Source organism: Marivirga sericea (genome assembly GCF_900177665.1).
In the GTDB taxonomy this organism is placed as follows: domain Bacteria; phylum Bacteroidota; class Bacteroidia; order Cytophagales; family Cyclobacteriaceae; genus Marivirga; species Marivirga sericea.
Map to the genome: position 1 here is coordinate 17,106 of NZ_FXAW01000001.1, position 16,626 is coordinate 33,731.

At 35.3% G+C, this 16,626-nt stretch carries 14 protein-coding genes; 10 read left to right on the plus strand and 4 right to left on the minus strand.

Annotation, left to right across the window (positions count from 1 at the left end; all coding sequences use genetic code 11):
* The first annotated feature begins 10 nt into the window (after positions 1-10).
* The 3 genes from B9Y84_RS00075 to B9Y84_RS00085 are packed head-to-tail and all read left to right on the plus strand — an operon-like array spanning position 11 to position 3,221.
* Positions 11-1,138 carry an NAD(P)/FAD-dependent oxidoreductase gene (locus tag B9Y84_RS00075; RefSeq protein WP_085515051.1) on the plus strand — a complete coding sequence of 376 codons (1,128 nt, stop codon included), beginning with the start codon at positions 11-13 and terminating at the stop codon, positions 1,136-1,138.
* 59 nt (positions 1,139-1,197) lie between these two features.
* Positions 1,198-2,640 (plus strand): Na+/H+ antiporter NhaC, encoded by a 1,443-nt coding sequence (gene nhaC / locus B9Y84_RS00080; RefSeq protein WP_085515052.1) that lies wholly within the window; start codon positions 1,198-1,200, stop codon positions 2,638-2,640.
* Entirely contained in the window at positions 2,637-3,221 is a 585-nt protein-coding gene (locus tag B9Y84_RS00085; RefSeq protein WP_085515053.1) for a 3'-5' exonuclease, read from the plus strand. The genes nhaC and B9Y84_RS00085 overlap by 4 nt, the downstream gene beginning before the upstream one ends.
* Positions 3,222-3,241: 20 nt before the next feature.
* Here B9Y84_RS00085 and B9Y84_RS00090 read toward each other — a convergent pair whose 3' ends face one another.
* Positions 3,242-4,072 carry a hypothetical protein gene (locus B9Y84_RS00090; RefSeq protein ID WP_139827896.1) on the minus strand — a complete coding sequence of 277 codons (831 nt, stop codon included), beginning with the start codon at positions 4,070-4,072 and terminating at the stop codon, positions 3,242-3,244.
* A gap of 326 nt (positions 4,073-4,398) precedes the next feature.
* Between B9Y84_RS00090 and ispG the strand changes: the two genes are divergently transcribed.
* The 6 genes from ispG to B9Y84_RS00120 all read left to right on the plus strand — a co-directional run bounded on the left by ispG (position 4,399) and on the right by B9Y84_RS00120 (position 13,006).
* Positions 4,399-6,354: a (E)-4-hydroxy-3-methylbut-2-enyl-diphosphate synthase gene (gene ispG / locus B9Y84_RS00095; RefSeq protein WP_085515055.1), complete on the plus strand. Its 1,956-nt coding sequence runs from the start codon at positions 4,399-4,401 to the stop codon at positions 6,352-6,354.
* A 32-nt stretch (positions 6,355-6,386) separates the two neighbouring features.
* On the plus strand, positions 6,387-6,620 hold the full coding sequence (locus tag B9Y84_RS00100; RefSeq protein ID WP_085515056.1) for a DUF6728 family protein: 234 nt from the start codon (positions 6,387-6,389) through the stop codon (positions 6,618-6,620).
* Positions 6,621-6,854: 234 nt separating this feature from the next.
* A complete protein-coding gene (locus tag B9Y84_RS00105; RefSeq protein ID WP_085515057.1) occupies positions 6,855-7,496 on the plus strand; it encodes an acetyltransferase in 642 nt (213 codons plus the stop codon).
* Positions 7,497-7,636: 140 nt separating this feature from the next.
* Complete coding sequence (trhO, locus tag B9Y84_RS00110; RefSeq protein WP_085515058.1) at positions 7,637-8,611, plus strand: oxygen-dependent tRNA uridine(34) hydroxylase TrhO; 975 nt, start codon at positions 7,637-7,639, stop codon at positions 8,609-8,611.
* 5 nt (positions 8,612-8,616) lie between these two features.
* A complete protein-coding gene (locus B9Y84_RS00115) occupies positions 8,617-9,486 on the plus strand; it encodes a nucleoside phosphorylase (RefSeq protein WP_085515059.1) in 870 nt (289 codons plus the stop codon).
* Positions 9,487-9,595: 109 nt separating this feature from the next.
* Positions 9,596-13,006, plus strand: a complete 3,411-nt coding sequence (locus B9Y84_RS00120; protein ID WP_085515060.1) for a two-component regulator propeller domain-containing protein — start codon at positions 9,596-9,598, stop codon at positions 13,004-13,006.
* A gap of 5 nt (positions 13,007-13,011) precedes the next feature.
* Here the strand turns inward: B9Y84_RS00120 and B9Y84_RS00125 are convergent, their stop codons facing one another.
* Positions 13,012-14,040 (minus strand): DUF2254 domain-containing protein, encoded by a 1,029-nt coding sequence (locus tag B9Y84_RS00125; protein ID WP_085515061.1) that lies wholly within the window; start codon positions 14,038-14,040, stop codon positions 13,012-13,014.
* 42 nt (positions 14,041-14,082) lie between these two features.
* Positions 14,083-15,234 (minus strand): THUMP domain-containing class I SAM-dependent RNA methyltransferase, encoded by a 1,152-nt coding sequence (locus B9Y84_RS00130; protein WP_085515062.1) that lies wholly within the window; start codon positions 15,232-15,234, stop codon positions 14,083-14,085.
* Between the two features lie 86 nt (positions 15,235-15,320).
* Between B9Y84_RS00130 and B9Y84_RS00135 the strand changes: the two genes are divergently transcribed.
* The gene (locus B9Y84_RS00135; RefSeq protein WP_085515063.1) at positions 15,321-15,833 is read left to right on the plus strand and encodes a DUF4494 domain-containing protein; all 513 of its coding nucleotides are present in this window, start codon (positions 15,321-15,323) and stop codon (positions 15,831-15,833) included.
* A 46-nt stretch (positions 15,834-15,879) separates the two neighbouring features.
* On the opposite strand, the gene B9Y84_RS00140 is transcribed toward B9Y84_RS00135, so the two are convergent.
* Complete coding sequence (locus tag B9Y84_RS00140; RefSeq protein ID WP_085515064.1) at positions 15,880-16,605, minus strand: DUF547 domain-containing protein; 726 nt, start codon at positions 16,603-16,605, stop codon at positions 15,880-15,882.
* Between the last annotated feature and the right edge of the window lie 21 nt (positions 16,606-16,626).

The following is a 16,626-nucleotide window of genomic DNA, read 5'->3' on the forward strand; positions in this document are numbered from 1 at the left end:
ATTATTATGCATGCTGAGTTTTTGGGAAAGAGAAAGTTTATCAAAATATGATTATGTGATAGTGGGGGGTGGAATTGTTGGATGTTCTACAGCATACCATTTAAAAAAGAAAAACCCTAAAGCAGAAATTGCCATAATTGAAAGAGGTTTGTTTCCAAGTGGAGCAAGTTCTAAAAATGCCGGTTTTGCATGTTTTGGCAGTCTTACTGAATTGGTTGATGATCGAAAAGGGCTAGGTGAAAGTGAACAGTTGGCTTTGGTAGAGAAGAGATGGAAAGGCTTACTTGCTCTAAAAAGTATCCTCGGAGAAAAAAATATTGGTTTTGAGGGGAATGGTGGTTTTGAGGTTATTAGGAAAGCTGAGCTACCAGCACTAGAATATTTAAATCACTACAATCAGCTACTAAAAACTATATTTAAAGAGGATGTTTATAGCTTAAAGCCTGATTTAATTAAAGATTTTGGCTTCAAAACAGATTCTCTTGAGACCATTGTGGCGAATCCATTTGAAGGGCAAATTGATACTGGCAAAATGATGAAAAGCTGGTGGGATTTGTGCACTGAAATGGGGGTGAAAATCATTACAGGCTGCGAAGTAAGCAAATTTGAAGAAGAAAGCAGCTATATAAAGTTACAATGTAAATCAGATCATCATGCAATTGAGCTGCAAACTCGAAAATTGTTTATTTGTAGCAATGCGTTTGCTTCCCAATGGTTTCCTGAAGAAGATATTAATCCAGGCAGGGGGATGGTGCTAATAACTCAACCTATAAGAGATCTAAAATTCAAGGGTGTTTTTCACTATGACGAAGGCTATTTTTATTTTAGAAATGTAGGAAACAGAGTGCTGATAGGAGGAGGAAGAAATCTGGATAAATCCACTGAAGACACTACTGAATTTGGAATTAATCCAAAAATTAAATCAGCGATTCTGCGGGATTTAGAAGGATTGATTTTACCGGAGCAGGAATTTTCCATCGATATGGAATGGTCAGGTATCATGGCATTTGGGAAAGCTAAGTCACCAATTATCAAAAAAGTGTCGGCTAATACTGCCATTGGCGTACGCTTAGGTGGTATGGGGGTTGCCATTGGTACACAAGTAGGCCAGGAATTACACGAAATGCTTGCTGACTGATAACTTATTTTTATTATATTTCGAATTCATTTTGAATTAATATTTTTGATTTACCTTACATGACGGAAAAGCAGCTCAAGCCAAATTTATTTCAAGCATTAATTCCAATCGTTTTTTTAATCTTCCTCCTTAGTTTAAATGTTTATTTTTTCGGAGATGGAACATTAGATGGGTCTAATCAAATAGCTTTAATCCTTTCAGCAGGAGTTGCCGCTATTATTGCTTTAAAAGTGGGATTTAAATGGACCGCTATGCTTGATGGAATAGTGAGCAGTATAAGTTCGGCCATGTCCTCTATATTGATCTTATTATTGATTGGATCATTAGCGGGTACGTGGTTACTGAGTGGCATTGTTCCAGCAATGATTTATTATGGTTTAAATATCCTTAATCCGACCATTTTCCTGTTTGCTGCTTGTATTGTAAGTGCAATTGTTTCAGTTGCTACAGGAAGCTCATGGAGTACCATCGCTACACTAGGTTTAGCACTTTTAGGAATTGGACAAACTTTGGGTTTGAGCGAGGGAGTTGTAGCAGGAGCTATTATTTCTGGTGCTTATTTTGGCGACAAAATGTCTCCTTTGAGTGATACCACCAATCTGGCTCCAGCAATGGCTGGAACTGATTTGTTTACACATATTCGGTATATGGCGTATACAACCGTCCCTTCAATAGTCATTACTCTAATTATATTCTTAGTGCTGGGTTTTATGAATAGCTCCGAAGCAGATATAGAGCAGGTAGGACTGGTTCAAGCTGCTATTCAGGACAAATTCAACATCAATTTGTGGTTATTTTTAGTTCCAGCTGCGGTGATATTTATGATTGTAAAGAAAATTTCCGCTATTCCTGCTTTATTAATTGGATCATTATTAGGTGGAGTGTTTGCTATTATCTTTCAGCCTCAAATTATTGAAATTATATCCGGTGGAGGTGCTAACTTTTTTGAACAATCGTACAAGGCGGTTATGCTGTCTATGTATGGTGATATTAGTATTACCACTAACAATGATATGGTAAATGAACTCCTGTCAACCGGTGGAATGGCCGGCATGTTGAATACGATTTGGTTGATCGTCTGTGCTATGGTTTTTGGTGGCGTTATGGAGTCAACCAAAATGTTACAGGTCATTACAGGCTCAATCATTAAATTGGCAAATTCTACGGGCTCATTGGTCGCTTCTACTGCAGGTACTTGTGTGTTTTTTAATGTTACAGCATCTGATCAATACCTAGCTATTGTGGTGCCTGGTAGGATGTTTGCCGATACTTATAAAGAAAGAGGTTTAAAGCCTGAGGTACTGAGTAGAACTCTGGAAGACTCGGGTACCGTAACTAGTGTATTGATTCCATGGAATACCTGTGGAGCCACCCAGTCATCAGTTTTAGGAGTGTCGACTTGGACTTATGCACCCTATGCGTTTTTCAATATCATTAGTCCATTTATGACGATTTTGTTTGCATACCTTAATATTAAAATAAGAAGATTTACTGATAAATGAATTTTGTAAAGGAGATTTCAAAAGAAGAAATCAATGACTTGCCGCTTTGGAAATTTGAAGGGGAGATTACATTGGTGGAGAAAGATGAAGACTGGGAAGAGATCATCCCAAAATTATGGAGAGCGGAGATTTTAGGCTTTGATACGGAAGCTAAGCCCGTCTTCAAAAAGGGGCAATATAATCCCGTTTCACTTATTCAATTGGCTACTGAAGATGAGGTTTTTTTAATCCGTAATTTATTGAGTGGTTTTCATGGAGAATTAGTAAGGATATTTGAAGATCCTTCCATTATAAAAACCGGAGCAGCTATCCATGATGACTTAAAAGATCTGCAGAAATTAAGAAAATTTAAACCTGCCGGTTTTGAAGATATTGGTTCCATTGCAAGAGAAAATGGGATGCTGCAAAGTGGAGCCAAGAATTTAACAGCGATTTTCCTTAAAAAAAGAATTTCTAAAGCCCAGCAGACCTCCAATTGGGAAAAGACTGAATTAAGTCAGGCTCAGCTCGATTATGCAGCTACGGATGCTTATTTAGGATTGAAAGTGTACGAAGTTTTTGAGAGAATAGGTTGGGTTTGAGAATTACCACATAACAGGTTTTAAAAGTTATTAAAGTTTGTTAACCTCAGTCCAAAGTTGATTGAAGTTGGTTTATTTCTTCCTACAATAGACTCAATTGGAAGCCAGTAGGTATACATAAATTCCAATTCTATTTTTCGGGTTATAAATAATTTTGTACCAGCTCCAAGCTCATAAGGTAAGTTAATCATCACGAAAGGACCCAAACGTTTTGCTAATAAAGTACCAGCAAATACTCTGGCGTAAGGAAATATGTCGCCTGCGAGGGGGTACCAAGCACCAATATTACCAAAGACCATAAATCGATTTTGAATGATTCTTTCGTAAAACAGGTCAGAATTAATAATGTGACCTTCATTTAATTGACCTGTTGAGATATAAACGTTTTGCTGAAATGTGAAACGCTTATTTTTGAAGGGTTTTACTCTCACTTTGCCCCCAATATGGGTTAGACCATGCTGAAAATTGGTAGTGAATTCATTACCCATAGAAATGTTTCGAATGCTCTTATTCATTAACTCAAATACTGTAAACGGAGAGCTTGATCCTTCATCATTAGTGATATTTGACTTGTAGATAAAGTCTATTCCATAGTTTATGTTTTTATTGCTGCCAATGGTTACCTGAAAGAAGCTGCTATTAAAACTACTCCGCCTATCTAAGGTATTTAATTGAGGTTCAATCTGGGTGTGAAGATTATTATAAAATTTAATTTCCCCCTGACCCTTACTCATAAATAGCCCACTTGTGAATACATTGATAGAATCTTTCTTAACTATGGGAGAATTTTGTCCAAATACAGGCTTATCTAATAGCAGCAACATTATAGAAACGATAATTGTGGTTCTCATTGGTTCTTTATTTACTTTAAGCAGCATTTTAAGGAATCTTTTACTTTAAAACTGTCCGACTAATGACAAAATGAAGGATCAGTTCTGTTGATTTAAAATGAGCGCTAATCAGCGTTGGAGTTGATCGTCAAGATGAAGTGATCCGTTAATTTTTGATTATGGTGTTTTTAGGAGGGTTGTGGTATACATTTCTGCAGGTAAAATGTTCATTTAGTGGGGTTGTAAATTTCTATTTCAGCATAAGGAGGTAATTTAAACAATTAACAATAGTTGTTATACTAACAATTTGTTTACTTTGTAGTTAAATTGGTGGAAGGAATTTAAATATGGAAGTCTCAACTAAAAATTTTCAACAATATTGTAATAGTTTAGTCGCTTATAAGCGTAGAAAAACGATTCCAGTTAAGATAGGTGGTGTAACGATTGGAGGAGATAATGCTATTGTTCTTCAATCTATGACAACTGTTGATACGATGGATACAGAGGGTTCTATTGAACAATCTATTCGTATGATTGATGCAGGATGCCAGTTGGTTAGAATTACTGCACCATCCATAAAAGAAGCTGAAAATCTTAGAGCTATTAAGGAAGGTTTAGAGAAAAGAGGCTACTTTACTCCTTTAGTTGCTGATATCCATTTCACACCAAATGCTGCTGAATTAGCAGCCAAAATTGTGGAGAAAGTGAGGGTGAATCCGGGCAATTATGCTGATAAAAAGAAATTTGAAAATATAGAATATACAGATGAAAGCTACAAGGCGGAATTAGATCGAATTAAGAAGCGTTTTAAGCCCTTAATCAAAATCTGTAAAGAGCATGGAACCGCCATCAGAATTGGCACCAACCATGGTTCTCTTTCCGATCGTATCATGAGTCGATATGGAGACACACCATTCGGGATGGTTGAGTCAGCATTGGAATTTATACGAATTTGTGAAGAAATGGAATTCTATGACATCGTGGTTTCAATGAAGTCTAGTAATCCGCAGGTGATGGTGCAAGCCTATCGCCTTTTAGTACAAAAATTAGATGAAGAAGGCCTAAAGCCGTATCCTTTGCATTTGGGTGTTACAGAAGCAGGTGAAGCAGAAGACGGAAGAATCAAGAGTTCTGTTGGCATTGGTACTTTGCTTGAGGATGGTCTGGGGGATACTATTAGGGTCTCGCTCACAGAAGAACCAGAAGAGGAAATTCCGGTGGCAAAGGTTTTAGCAGATCGATACAAAGAAAGAGAAGGACATGATGAGATTCCAATAATTGACAATTGCTTATTTAATCCTTATGAATATGAAAAAAGGGCAAGTAGGAAAGTAGGCAATATTGGAGGAAAAGAAGTGCCAATAGTGATGGCCGATTTTTCTTTGAAGAAAGACATAACACCTGCCTCTTTTTTTGGAGTAGGATACAATTATTCAGTGCCTTTAGATAAATGGTCTATTTCAGACTTTGCATGTGATTATATTTTCACAAATGACAAGCCAGTTGAGTTTGAAATTCCAGGTACTTTAGGAATTGTACATGCGCATAAAACCTGGTTAAAGGAAAAAGAAAAGGAAAGAAGGTTTCCTTTTATAGATCCTAAAGATTACTTATCTGATGTTGAAATGCACCCAAAGCTTAATTTTATTTATGCGATTTTAGCGGATTTATCGGATGAGTTTATTGCAAAATTGAAAAATGATTCCACAGCCGTTTTATTGATTGATACCTACAATAATCATGGACTGGCTGAGCAGCGTAGATTGTTTATGGAATTGATGCAGAAGACTTGCGATGTCCCCGTAGTGATCGGTAGGGCTTATCAAAATCTATCTTTAGAGAAGCTGCAGTTATATTCTGCCACTGATATGGGCGGTTTGCTGATTGACGGCTTTGGAGATGGAGTATTTATTGCTGCTGAAAACTGCGGGGGAGATAAAGCCATTAATGAAACCGCATTCAATATTTTGCAGGCCAGCAGGACTAGAATTTCAAAGACTGAATATATTTCTTGCCCTTCATGCGGTAGAACTCTTTTTGATTTGCAAGAAACTACTGCTATGATTCGGAACAGAACCAATCATTTAAAAGGAGTTAAAATAGGGATTATGGGTTGTATAGTAAATGGTCCTGGTGAAATGGCAGATGCTGATTATGGCTATGTGGGTTCCGGAAAAGGCAAAATCACGTTATATAAAGGCCAAGAGGTCATGAAAAGAGGTGTTCCTTTTGAAAAAGCTGTTGACGAATTAATTGAAATAATCCGACAAGATGGAAAATGGTTAGAACCACAAGAGGCCTAGATTTGTTAGCAGGAAAATTATAAAACATAGTTATGAAAGAGCAGAGAGACTTAGAGGATTTAAATAGGGATACATCGACAGGTTGGAAAAGCTATTTTCAGCTGGGAGACGTTGTAGGGTATTTTAAAAGACTGTTTGGTACAAAAGATCCTAATGCACCAAGCAACTTTAATCTAAAAATGATGCATGGGATAAATAAAATTTCTATTGTGATGTTTCTCATTGCAGTTATTGTAATGGTTACAAGAGCAATTATGCGTTCTTAGGAATACTACCCACCACTTATATAGTTGATCTCAAAAATACTGGGAAAAGAGGTTTTAGTTTTTAGGTCTTTGGATGATAGAATGGAATATGCATAAACGTATTATTTTATTCCCTTTTCATCCTTGATACTGATAACAAAATAATAACATAGTTAAGCTGATATTTAAAATTAGAATCCTCAGTATTGCGCAAGGACTGTTTAAGTCTTAACTTCGCAATTCTAAAAAATCACTATGGATAAAAAACCAGTAATAATTTTAGGAGCGAAAGGTATAGGACCTTCAGCAGCGGAAATTTTTAAAAGTAATAAAGTTGAAATTTATTGCTTTTTGGATGATGATAAAGCTTTGCATGGCAGTGAGATTGATTTTGTTTCCGTATTGGGAGAAACTGATGATGATGGTTATTTAAAATATATTGGTAAGAAATGTGACGCTTTCGTTGCTGAAGATAATATGAAAGCGCGAAAAAAAATAACCAAAATGCTGAATGATCGCAGGAAAACTATGCCAGCAAATGCAATTCATTCCCAAGCTATCGTTTCAGATTCGGCCCACTTAGGATATGGCAATTTCATAAATGCCAGAGCAGTATTAGGTGCATTTTCGAAGGTTCCGAATCACTGTTTAATTCATTCTGGTGCTATAATAGAGTATAATGTCGAGTTGGGCGATTACGTGCAGTTAGGTGCTGGATCACAATTAAATAGTGGAGTGACAGTCGGAGAAGAAACCTTCATAGGTTCTGGGGTTACGGTAGTTTCAGGTGTTACAATTGGTAAGAAGGCTAATATTGGTGCAGGTTCTGTAGTGATAAAGGATGTAAAGGACGGAGAAACTGTATTTGGAAATCCTGCGCAAACAATTGAAAATTAATTAAGAGAATAAATATATTGAAGTTAGTACAGAATTTAGACTGATTTATAAGTAAAAGGCTGCATCGATTATCTTCTTCTTTGAAGTAGAATAAAAGATCAGGCTTATAAAATCACCTTATTTACACTAAGGAGGAAATTATGAAAAATGCAGACAATCAATACAAAGTAATACTCTATTACTGCTATGCAGAAATTAAGGATCCTGACCAATTCAGAGATGAACATCATTTGATGTGTTTGGAATTGGATTTAAGAGGAAGGATTATAGTTTCACAAGAGGGTTTGAATGGTACCGTTTCAGGTTCAACTGAAATGGTTGACGAGTACATGAATAGGGTAAAGGCGGATCCTAGGTTTGCTGATACGGATTTCAAAGAAGATTTTCATCCTGAGCACACGTTCAAGAAATTAAATGTCAGGCATAAGTCTGAAATCGTGCATTCTAGCCTTGCCCACATTAATCCTCGTCAAAAAACAGGAGCGTATGTGGAGCCCGCTAAATTCCGAGAGATGATTAAGAATGAGGAAGATATTGTAATTCTTGACGTTCGTTCAAATTATGAACACGAATTGGGTAGATTTAAGAATGCGGTTACGTTAGATATAGAGAATTTCAGAGATTTTCCAGAAAAGTTGAGCGATTTAGAACAGTACAAAGGGAAGAAGATCGTGACTTATTGCACTGGAGGTATTAAATGTGAGAAAGCTAGTGCCTATCTGCTTGAGCAAGGTTTTGAAAATGTTTATCAACTGCATGGAGGAATTATTAAGTACGGAATTGAAGCCGATGGAGAAGATTTTGAAGGTAAATGTTACGTGTTTGATAATCGGCTTTCAGTTGACGTGAATAAAGTCAATCCTAAGGTGGTTTCTAAGTGTTTCGTGTGTGAGTCACAATCTGATCGAATGGTCAATTGTGCTAATCCCGAGTGCAATGTTCATGTTGCTATATGCGAGAAATGCGGATGGGAAATGGAAGGAGCTTGTTCTAAGGAATGCATGGAACATCCTGAGAAACGGGAATACAACGGAACTGGATATTACCAAAAAAATACTAATGGGTATGATCCATATAAAGGGTTTCAAGGTAAATTAGAGAAGAATAAATTGTAGATTTTATGAATAAACAATATCCTGAGTCAGAATTAATATTAAATAAAGACGGCTCTGTCTATCATTTGAGCTTAAAGCCTCAGGATATTTCAGATGTTATTCTTACTGTAGGTGATCCTTCAAGAGTGCATAAAGTAAGCCAGTATTTTGATAAAATAACTTTTGAGATGAACAAAAGAGAGTTTATCACACATACGGGAACTTATAAAGGACGTAAACTTACAGTGATGTCAACTGGAATGGGGACAGATAATGTGGAGATTCTAATGACTGAATTGGATGCCTTAGCGAATATTAATTTGAAGAAGCGGGAAAATAAAGCCAAAAAGAAATCATTAAAGATAATTCGAATAGGTACATCAGGTGGGTTACAACAAGATCTACCGGTCGATTCTCTATCTGTTTCTCAGTTTGCAGTTGGTCTTGATACTTTGATGCATTTCTATGAGCTGGAACGAACAGAAGCAGAATCAAACGTTGAATCAGCTCTACAATTAGAAGTTAATTTGCCTTTTCGTCCATACTGCGTGGAGGGTTCATCCTCACTTCTCAAACACTTTGCTGAAGGAATGAATGTTGGGAATACCGTTACTTGCCCCGGCTTTTACGCTCCACAAGGAAGGCAATTAAGGGCACCTATTCGTTTTCCAGATATAGTCGAAAGTCTTTCCATGTTTCATTATGGAGATTTATGGCTAACTAATTTTGAAATGGAAACTGCGGGCTATTATGCTATGGGTAGGCTATTAGGACATGATGTTTTAAGTTGCAATGCCATAGTTGCTAATAGAATGAGTCATCAGTTCTCGAAAAACTCTGACAAGACAATAGATTCACTCATCAAATTGGTTTTAAATAAAGCCTCAGAATTATAATATTATAGAATAATACAATCATACCTTTAATGTACTGTATAAAGAGTTAGTCGAAAAATATTGATTTTAATTAGATAATATTCTATTTTGATATCTTATTGAATCGATTATGCGATTTTTATATCTGTTAATAGTACAATTTTTAGCCTTTCAGTTGGTTGCTCAAAACCAGCTGAAAAATACCGACTTTAGAACGTTAACTGTAAATGATGGGCTTTCTCAAAACATAGTTGAATCTATCTATCAAGGAAGTAACGGTTTTCTATGGCTTGGAACGCAGGACGGTCTTGATAGATTTGACGGTCAAAATTTTGTTTCCTACAATTATAAAATTGATGATTCAACTAGCTTAAGTAATAACTATATAAAGGATATTGTTGAGGATACTGAAGGTAATTTATGGATTGGAACCTACGGTGGTGGTCTAAATAAATTTGATAAGAAGTCTCATTTTAAATCTTTTATTCACGATAATTCATCCAATTCTATTAGCGATAATGTTATTTATTCCATTTTTCAATTGTCGGATTCAATCTATTGGATCGGTACAAAGAATGGATTGAATAGGTTCAATATTCTGCAAGAAGAATTCACAAATCGTAACACCTTATCTAAAAAATTTCCTTCTTTAAATAATGAGGTAGTATACTGCATTTCTAAAGCTAGAAGCAAAGAGGAGATTTGGGTTGGTACCCGTGAAGGATTGCACAAAGTTAATGTCAATACCTTTCAAGTAGAAAAATTTTTAAAGGGAGATTCTGGGCTTTTGGATGACGATATTAGAGATTTGCATTATGATTCGCATGGAACGCTTTGGGTTGCTACTAAGTTTGGAGGGCTATTCTACAAGAGCGCAAATGCTCAGCAATTCCTGTCAATTGATTTGAACTTCACTGAAGAAAATTCAATTTATGCTCGTAAAATTTATCCTAATAAAGAAGGAGGGATTTGGCTAGGTACTTTCGGAGCAGGCCTTTTTTACATAGATCATAATTTTAAGATAAGATATCATTTCCAAGAGGAGAAGTTTAATCTAAAAACTTTGCCTTCTAACAATATAGTCGAAATTTTTCAAGATGAATCGGCCAATTATTGGCTAGGTACCCATGGGGGTGGAATAGCGTCATTTGATTTAAATCAGAAAAAATTTGATCTATATCAACCCGATGAAAATGATCCATTTAGTATTTCAGATGATGCTGTGAATTATATATTCGAGGATAGTAAAGGGGATATTTATGTTGCTAATGATGCAGGTATTGATCTGGTGACAGAAAAGGAAGGGCAACTTAGATTTCAGCAGATAATAAGTAGCTATTCTGGTCTTCCTGATGACAGAGGATGGTTAGTTTTCGAGGATTCTGATAGTATTTTATGGTTTGGGCTATGGAATTTTGGTTTATCGAAATACAATAGAAATACAGGGGAATTATATTCTTATCGGAATGTTGAAGAAGACACTGCTTCTATCACAACAAATTTTATTGAAAGTATTGCTGAAGCGCCTGATGGAAAACTTTGGATGGGTTTATTGGGTGATGGAGGGCTTGTCGTTTTTGATAAAGAAGCAGAAGTATTTAAAAAGTATCTTCACGATTCAAACATACCAAATTCCCTTTCTAATAATAGGGTTCATAAATTATTAGTAGATAGTAAAAGTAGAATTTGGTTAGCAACAGATTTTGGATTGGATTTGTACCAACCCAAAACAGACGATTTTAGACATTTCCGATACAATAGAAATGACACTAATAGTATCAACTATAATGTCATAAGAACTATCAAAGAAGATAGAAATCATAACATTTGGATTGGTACTGGTGGGGGAGGATTTGCGAAAATGATAGAATCAGGAAAAGAGATTATTTTCAAGTCTTATACCAAAGAAAATGGATTGGTAAATAATAATATAACAGGTATAACAGAGGATTTGAATGGAAATCTTTGGATTACAACTTATAAAGGTATTTCCTTTTTTAATCCGCACACTGAAGAATTTAAAAATTACGATGTCTCTGATGGTTTACAGGGAGAGGAATTCGTTAGAAGGTCTATTGCCACACTTCAAGATGGGAGGATCTTTGCTGGTGGTTTCAATGGACTAAATGTTTTTAATCCTGATGAAATAAAGGGAAGCACTTTTGAACCGGAAATCAATATTGTGGGAATTGATATCGTAAGTGACAGAGGAAAAAAGTCGATAATAGATTTTTCAATAGATTCATTATTGCTCGATCATCAAGACTATTTGCTGTCCTTGGAAATTGCTACAACAGATTTGAGTGCTGCTGATAAAATCCAATATGCTTATTATTTGGATGGTTTCGATACAGATTGGATATATAATAAAAACAGAAGACATTTTTCCTTTACCAATTTACCAGCAGGGGAGTATACTTTGAAAATTATGGGTACTAATGCAGATGGAAAATGGTCTAGTAAAATTAAAGAAGTATATATAAAAGTGGATCCCCCATTCTGGTCTACTGTCTGGTTTAGAGTTTTGTTTGTAGCAGCCATCTTAGTGCTTATTTTGGTATACATTCAATTGCGAATTAAGTTCTTAAAAAGTCAAAAGAAAAAATTACAGTCGAAAGTAGAGGAAAGAACTTTAGAACTAGAGGATGCTAATCAGAGTTTGTTAAAGAACCAGTCTATAGTGATCCATCAAAAAGAAGAAATAACTGAGCAGAATAAAGAAATTGAGCATAAAAATGCCATTATTCAGAAGCAAAACGATGATTTGAAATTAAGTAATCTTCAGCTCGAAGAAATGGTTGATGAAAGGACCAAAGAATTAAGGGATGCTAACAACGATTTAAAAATTGCTAAACATGAATTTGATACTTTTTTTTATCGTGCAGCACATGACTTGAAAGGACCTGTTTCAACAATTTTAGGTCTTTGTTATTTAGCCATGAAAGAATCTGATGAACAAGCATCCAAATTTTATTTTTCCAAAGTAAACGAAACCGCAGAAAGGATGAATAATATTTTATTCAATCTTCAAAAAATAAATAAACTAAAGCAACAACCAGTTCAAATCCAAAGTCATAGTATCAGAGACATAATTATAGAAGCTTCTAAAGAGAACATACCGGATAATGAAGATTGGCAACAATTTATAGATATCGAATTAGACGCAGAAGACCATGAAATTTTGAGTGATTCTATTCATTTAAAAGTGATCTTTTCAAATCTGGTTAATAATTCGATCAAATTTACGAGTAGGGGTGAGAAACCTAAAGTAGAAATCCGATTTACCAAAAGTAGCAAAAACAGCTCATATCAGATTATTTTTGAAGATTTCGGATTAGGTATAAATCCCAAAGTGCGAGATAAAATATTTAATATGTTCTTTGTAGCAACGGAACACAAACGAGGCTTTGGCCTCGGTTTGTATAGTGTTAAGTTGGCAGTTGGAAAATTAGGTGGTGAAATTCATTTGGAAAAAGATAAACCAGCCAGTTTCCGAATTGATTTGCCTATTCCTCATTATCAAAAAGTATTGACGTCCTGAGTGCTTTATTTGAATTCTTTATCCCATATTTTTTCAGCTTTCTTTCCAATTAGCCAAAAGGAAATCGCTATTATCCCAAAGAATAATGCCTTATGTAATTCATCCCAAAAGTATTCAAAATATCGAGTGTATAGGTTTAAGAAAATAAAGGTGATCCCAACATTTTTAATTGAACTGTCTTCTTTTTTAATACCTATCAGAATAGCACCAAAACTTACCAGAAGCAGAATCAAGCTGTACCACCATAAATAATATTGGCGAATTTCTAGCCATTTATCATAACTACTATAATTCCCAAAAATCGTTAAAAACCAAAGGGCAAAAAAGAAAATAATGAGTCCACTCCAATAGGTGGATTCTACAAAAGGTTTTAGTTTTTCTGTTTTATTGATATAATATGTCAAGATCAAAATAGCTGCACCAAGAATTGTAAATCTCATCGGAAAATTCATTCCAACGAATTGGTAGTTTTCTTGACCAATATTATGTGTGATGGTACCATAGGCTATCAAAAGAGCAATAATTCCGAATAGCCACAGTAATTCCTTGATCCTAACTATTGCAAGACCAAAATATAAAACTGACAGTCCTAAAATGAAAATGCCTGGATTTTCTTCCATCTCAAAAATAAAACTCACGAATCCGGTACATATAGCTAAACATATAGCTCCAAAAAATGCGAAAACTTCTTTGCTGTATTTTTTTCGGGTTTTTCTCTTGTTGTATCGATAATCAAACCAAAAGAAGAGTATGCTGAGTGATAGAAAAGTAATTGACTTTGTGAAATAAGATGTTGAAAGCATGGAATCAATAAGGTCCAACAGTGCTTTATCCGCAAATATGCTAACAACCGCAATTAATAAACTAACTACCGCAAATAGAAATGAATAATAAGCCAACGATTGCCAATTGAACGACTTTACTTTTATGCTTTCTCCTAGCTCATCGGCTGTTGAATCGTCTATCAAACCTTTAGATTTCCAGTAAATAACTGCCTTTCTGAGGGTGTCTTTTTCTTTTTTGCTTACTTGCATGGCTTGAAGATAGGGTGGTGGAAACAGATTTGAAAAGAAACTTTAGCTTTTGTCTTTTTTAGTTCCAGCATATAACTCATATTCCAATAGCCTACATTCAATTTTAGCGTTCATAAAAGGTATTCTTCTTTTCGTTCGTAGGCCAATTTTTTTTGCCAGGTTCATATTTCCTGTAAAAATATAACCGGTTTTTCCCTTGCAGTCTCTTTTAAAAAAGTCGCCTATTTGGGCATAGACATTTGCCAGTTCTTGTTCTTCACCTAATCTTTCTCCGTATTCTGGATTTAGGAAAACAACACCTTCTCCTTCGGGAATTGTGCTATCCCTAAAATCTTTCTTTTCAAATGTAATGGCCTCTGCAACTCCTGCTGCTTCAGCATTCTGTTTTGCGGCCTGGATCGCCATTCGGCTATTATCTCCCGATATAATCTTGCATGCAATTGGTTTTTCATTTTGAACGGCTTCCTGTTTCAATTTTTCCCATTTATCTAAATCAAATCCTTTCAAATAATGAAATCCGAATTTTTCTCGATTTAGACCAGGGGCTTTGTTCGCTGCTATACAAGCGGCTTCTATTGCTAAAGTTCCAGACCCGCACATTGGGTTGATGAACGTCTGATCGGGCTTCCAGTTCGAAGCTAATATGCTAGCTGCTGCTAGTGATTCCATCATCGGTGCTTTTCCGGGAATTTTTCTATAGCCGTGTTTTGAGATAGTTTCGCCAGAAGTATCCAAGTAAATCGATACTTGATCTTCCATCCAATGAAGAAATACAACCATCTGGTCTCTTAATGGACCGGAATCAGGTCTTGTTCCGGTTTTATCTTTTAATCGATCTACTATAGCATCTTTTACTCTTACATTAGCAAATTGAGTGTTTAGTATGTTTTCATTATTAACATAGGAAGTTATGCAGAGATAACCATTTTCATTTAAGTAATCTTCCCATTTGACCTGATAAAGCTGTTGGTATAATTTATCAGGATTATGGGCTTTAAATGATTTTATGAGGAAAAGAACTTTATTTGCAGTACGCAAATGAAGGTTTAAGTGCATGCAATCTTCTTTAGTACCTTCCAAAGCGACATCTAGTGGTCCCTCGTGGGTTACTTTATAACCTAGATTTTCGATTTCCTGTCTCAATACAGGGGCAATATAAGGGGGGCAGGGGAGTACGATTTTGCTTTTTTCCATCGAGCAAAGTTAAAACAATTTCATGAGCCATTTCCATTCGATTTTGATTTCCTTTATATTCGCAATCCAATTTGAAAAATATAATTATGAAGCAGTGGTTTTTGTGTAAAGTGAAGTATCAAAAGGAGGATGAAAATGGTAGGTTGAAGTCTGTTACGGAGCCTTATTTAGTAGATGCGGTTTCTTTTACGGAAGCTGAAACACGTATGTATGAAGAGATGGGTGAGCGAGTAAGAGGGGAATTTATGATCACCGGTATCAGCAAAAGTAAAATCGTAGATGTTTTTCATTATGAAGATGCGGATATATGGCACAAATGCAAGGTGGTCTATTATGTAGCGGAAGAGAGTGGGAAAGAAAAGAAGATCACCAATCAAATGATAGTGACTGCTAAAAACGTAAAGGAAGCTTATGATAGAATTTATCTTAGCTTGAATAATATGCTGGTTTCCTTTCAAGTACCTGAAGTAATTGAAAGTTCAATCCTTGAGGTCTTTAATTATTCCGGAGATATATCACCAGAATCTTCTGAATTGCAAGAGGAGTTATCTGCAGATGAAAATACAAAAGAAGAAGTTTCTGAGGAAGAAAATGATTAAGTAAAAGCTTTTCCAAAGTTGTAGAACTTTGGAAAAGCTTCCTTTTCTATTGAATATTTAGGCTCCAATCATATTCGTAAAATGTAAGCTTATAATTTTCAGGAATTTTATTTTTTCTGTATTGATTGATGTACGATAGTGCACCTTCAGCTTTCATTTTGAAATCTCTATCATACCACTTGAATATCATTGAAACTTCTACTGCATTTTCGCTTGGGTTCACTTTAATAAAGTCAGAGTTATTAATAGAATTGGATGTTCTTTCATCTAATTGGGCATCTAATTTATCAGCCATGTAAGCAAAATTAGCTAGCTCAGGACAGCTTTCTGCGGCACAGGAGAAAGCAAAATGCACTCTCGGGTCTTGAAATGGAATAATGACTTTGCCTTTTTCAATCTGATCCAAGGTCAACATTTCTCCTCCTACATTATGTTTCACTTTATCAAAAAAACCGTTTTTATCAATGGCTGATTTTAACGGAAAATATTCTGTTATTTGTCTGATAACAATAATGTTGTAAGCGTTGATGTACAATGCTTTTGTTTCATTTTTGGTGAGTTCTTTAATATTGACGGTAGCTAAAGACTTATATAGTTTGTCCACCTCTTCAAAATTATTCTTTAAAGTTTTGTAGTCTACCTTACCAGATTTCACATATTTGTTCAAAAACTGATCAGCTTCCTCATTAAATTTTTTAATCTCTTGTGCAAATGCCATCAGGTTGATGCTTGATAGCAAAATAAATGCACAGGCTAATTTTAAATTTTTCATAGTTTGTAAGTTTTATTTGAT

Bases quoted from the DNA above. Each gene is read 5' to 3' on its own strand.
- B9Y84_RS00125 (WP_085515061.1), bottom strand. From the start codon at position 14,040: ATGCAAGTAAGCAAAAAAGAAAAAGACACCCTCAGAAAGGCAGTTATT.
- B9Y84_RS00135 (WP_085515063.1), top strand. From the start codon at position 15,321: ATGAAGCAGTGGTTTTTGTGTAAAGTGAAGTATCAAAAGGAGGATGAA.
- nhaC (WP_085515052.1), top strand. From the start codon at position 1,198: ATGACGGAAAAGCAGCTCAAGCCAAATTTATTTCAAGCATTAATTCCA.
- trhO (WP_085515058.1), top strand. From the start codon at position 7,637: ATGAAAAATGCAGACAATCAATACAAAGTAATACTCTATTACTGCTAT.
- B9Y84_RS00105 (WP_085515057.1), top strand. From the start codon at position 6,855: ATGGATAAAAAACCAGTAATAATTTTAGGAGCGAAAGGTATAGGACCT.
- B9Y84_RS00075 (WP_085515051.1), top strand. From the start codon at position 11: ATGCTGAGTTTTTGGGAAAGAGAAAGTTTATCAAAATATGATTATGTG.
- B9Y84_RS00130 (WP_085515062.1), bottom strand. From the start codon at position 15,234: ATGGAAAAAAGCAAAATCGTACTCCCCTGCCCCCCTTATATTGCCCCT.
- ispG (WP_085515055.1), top strand. From the start codon at position 4,399: ATGGAAGTCTCAACTAAAAATTTTCAACAATATTGTAATAGTTTAGTC.
- B9Y84_RS00090 (WP_139827896.1), bottom strand. From the start codon at position 4,072: ATGAGAACCACAATTATCGTTTCTATAATGTTGCTGCTATTAGATAAG.
- B9Y84_RS00120 (WP_085515060.1), top strand. From the start codon at position 9,596: ATGCGATTTTTATATCTGTTAATAGTACAATTTTTAGCCTTTCAGTTG.
- B9Y84_RS00085 (WP_085515053.1), top strand. From the start codon at position 2,637: ATGAATTTTGTAAAGGAGATTTCAAAAGAAGAAATCAATGACTTGCCG.
- B9Y84_RS00100 (WP_085515056.1), top strand. From the start codon at position 6,387: ATGAAAGAGCAGAGAGACTTAGAGGATTTAAATAGGGATACATCGACA.
- B9Y84_RS00115 (WP_085515059.1), top strand. From the start codon at position 8,617: ATGAATAAACAATATCCTGAGTCAGAATTAATATTAAATAAAGACGGC.
- B9Y84_RS00140 (WP_085515064.1), bottom strand. From the start codon at position 16,605: ATGAAAAATTTAAAATTAGCCTGTGCATTTATTTTGCTATCAAGCATC.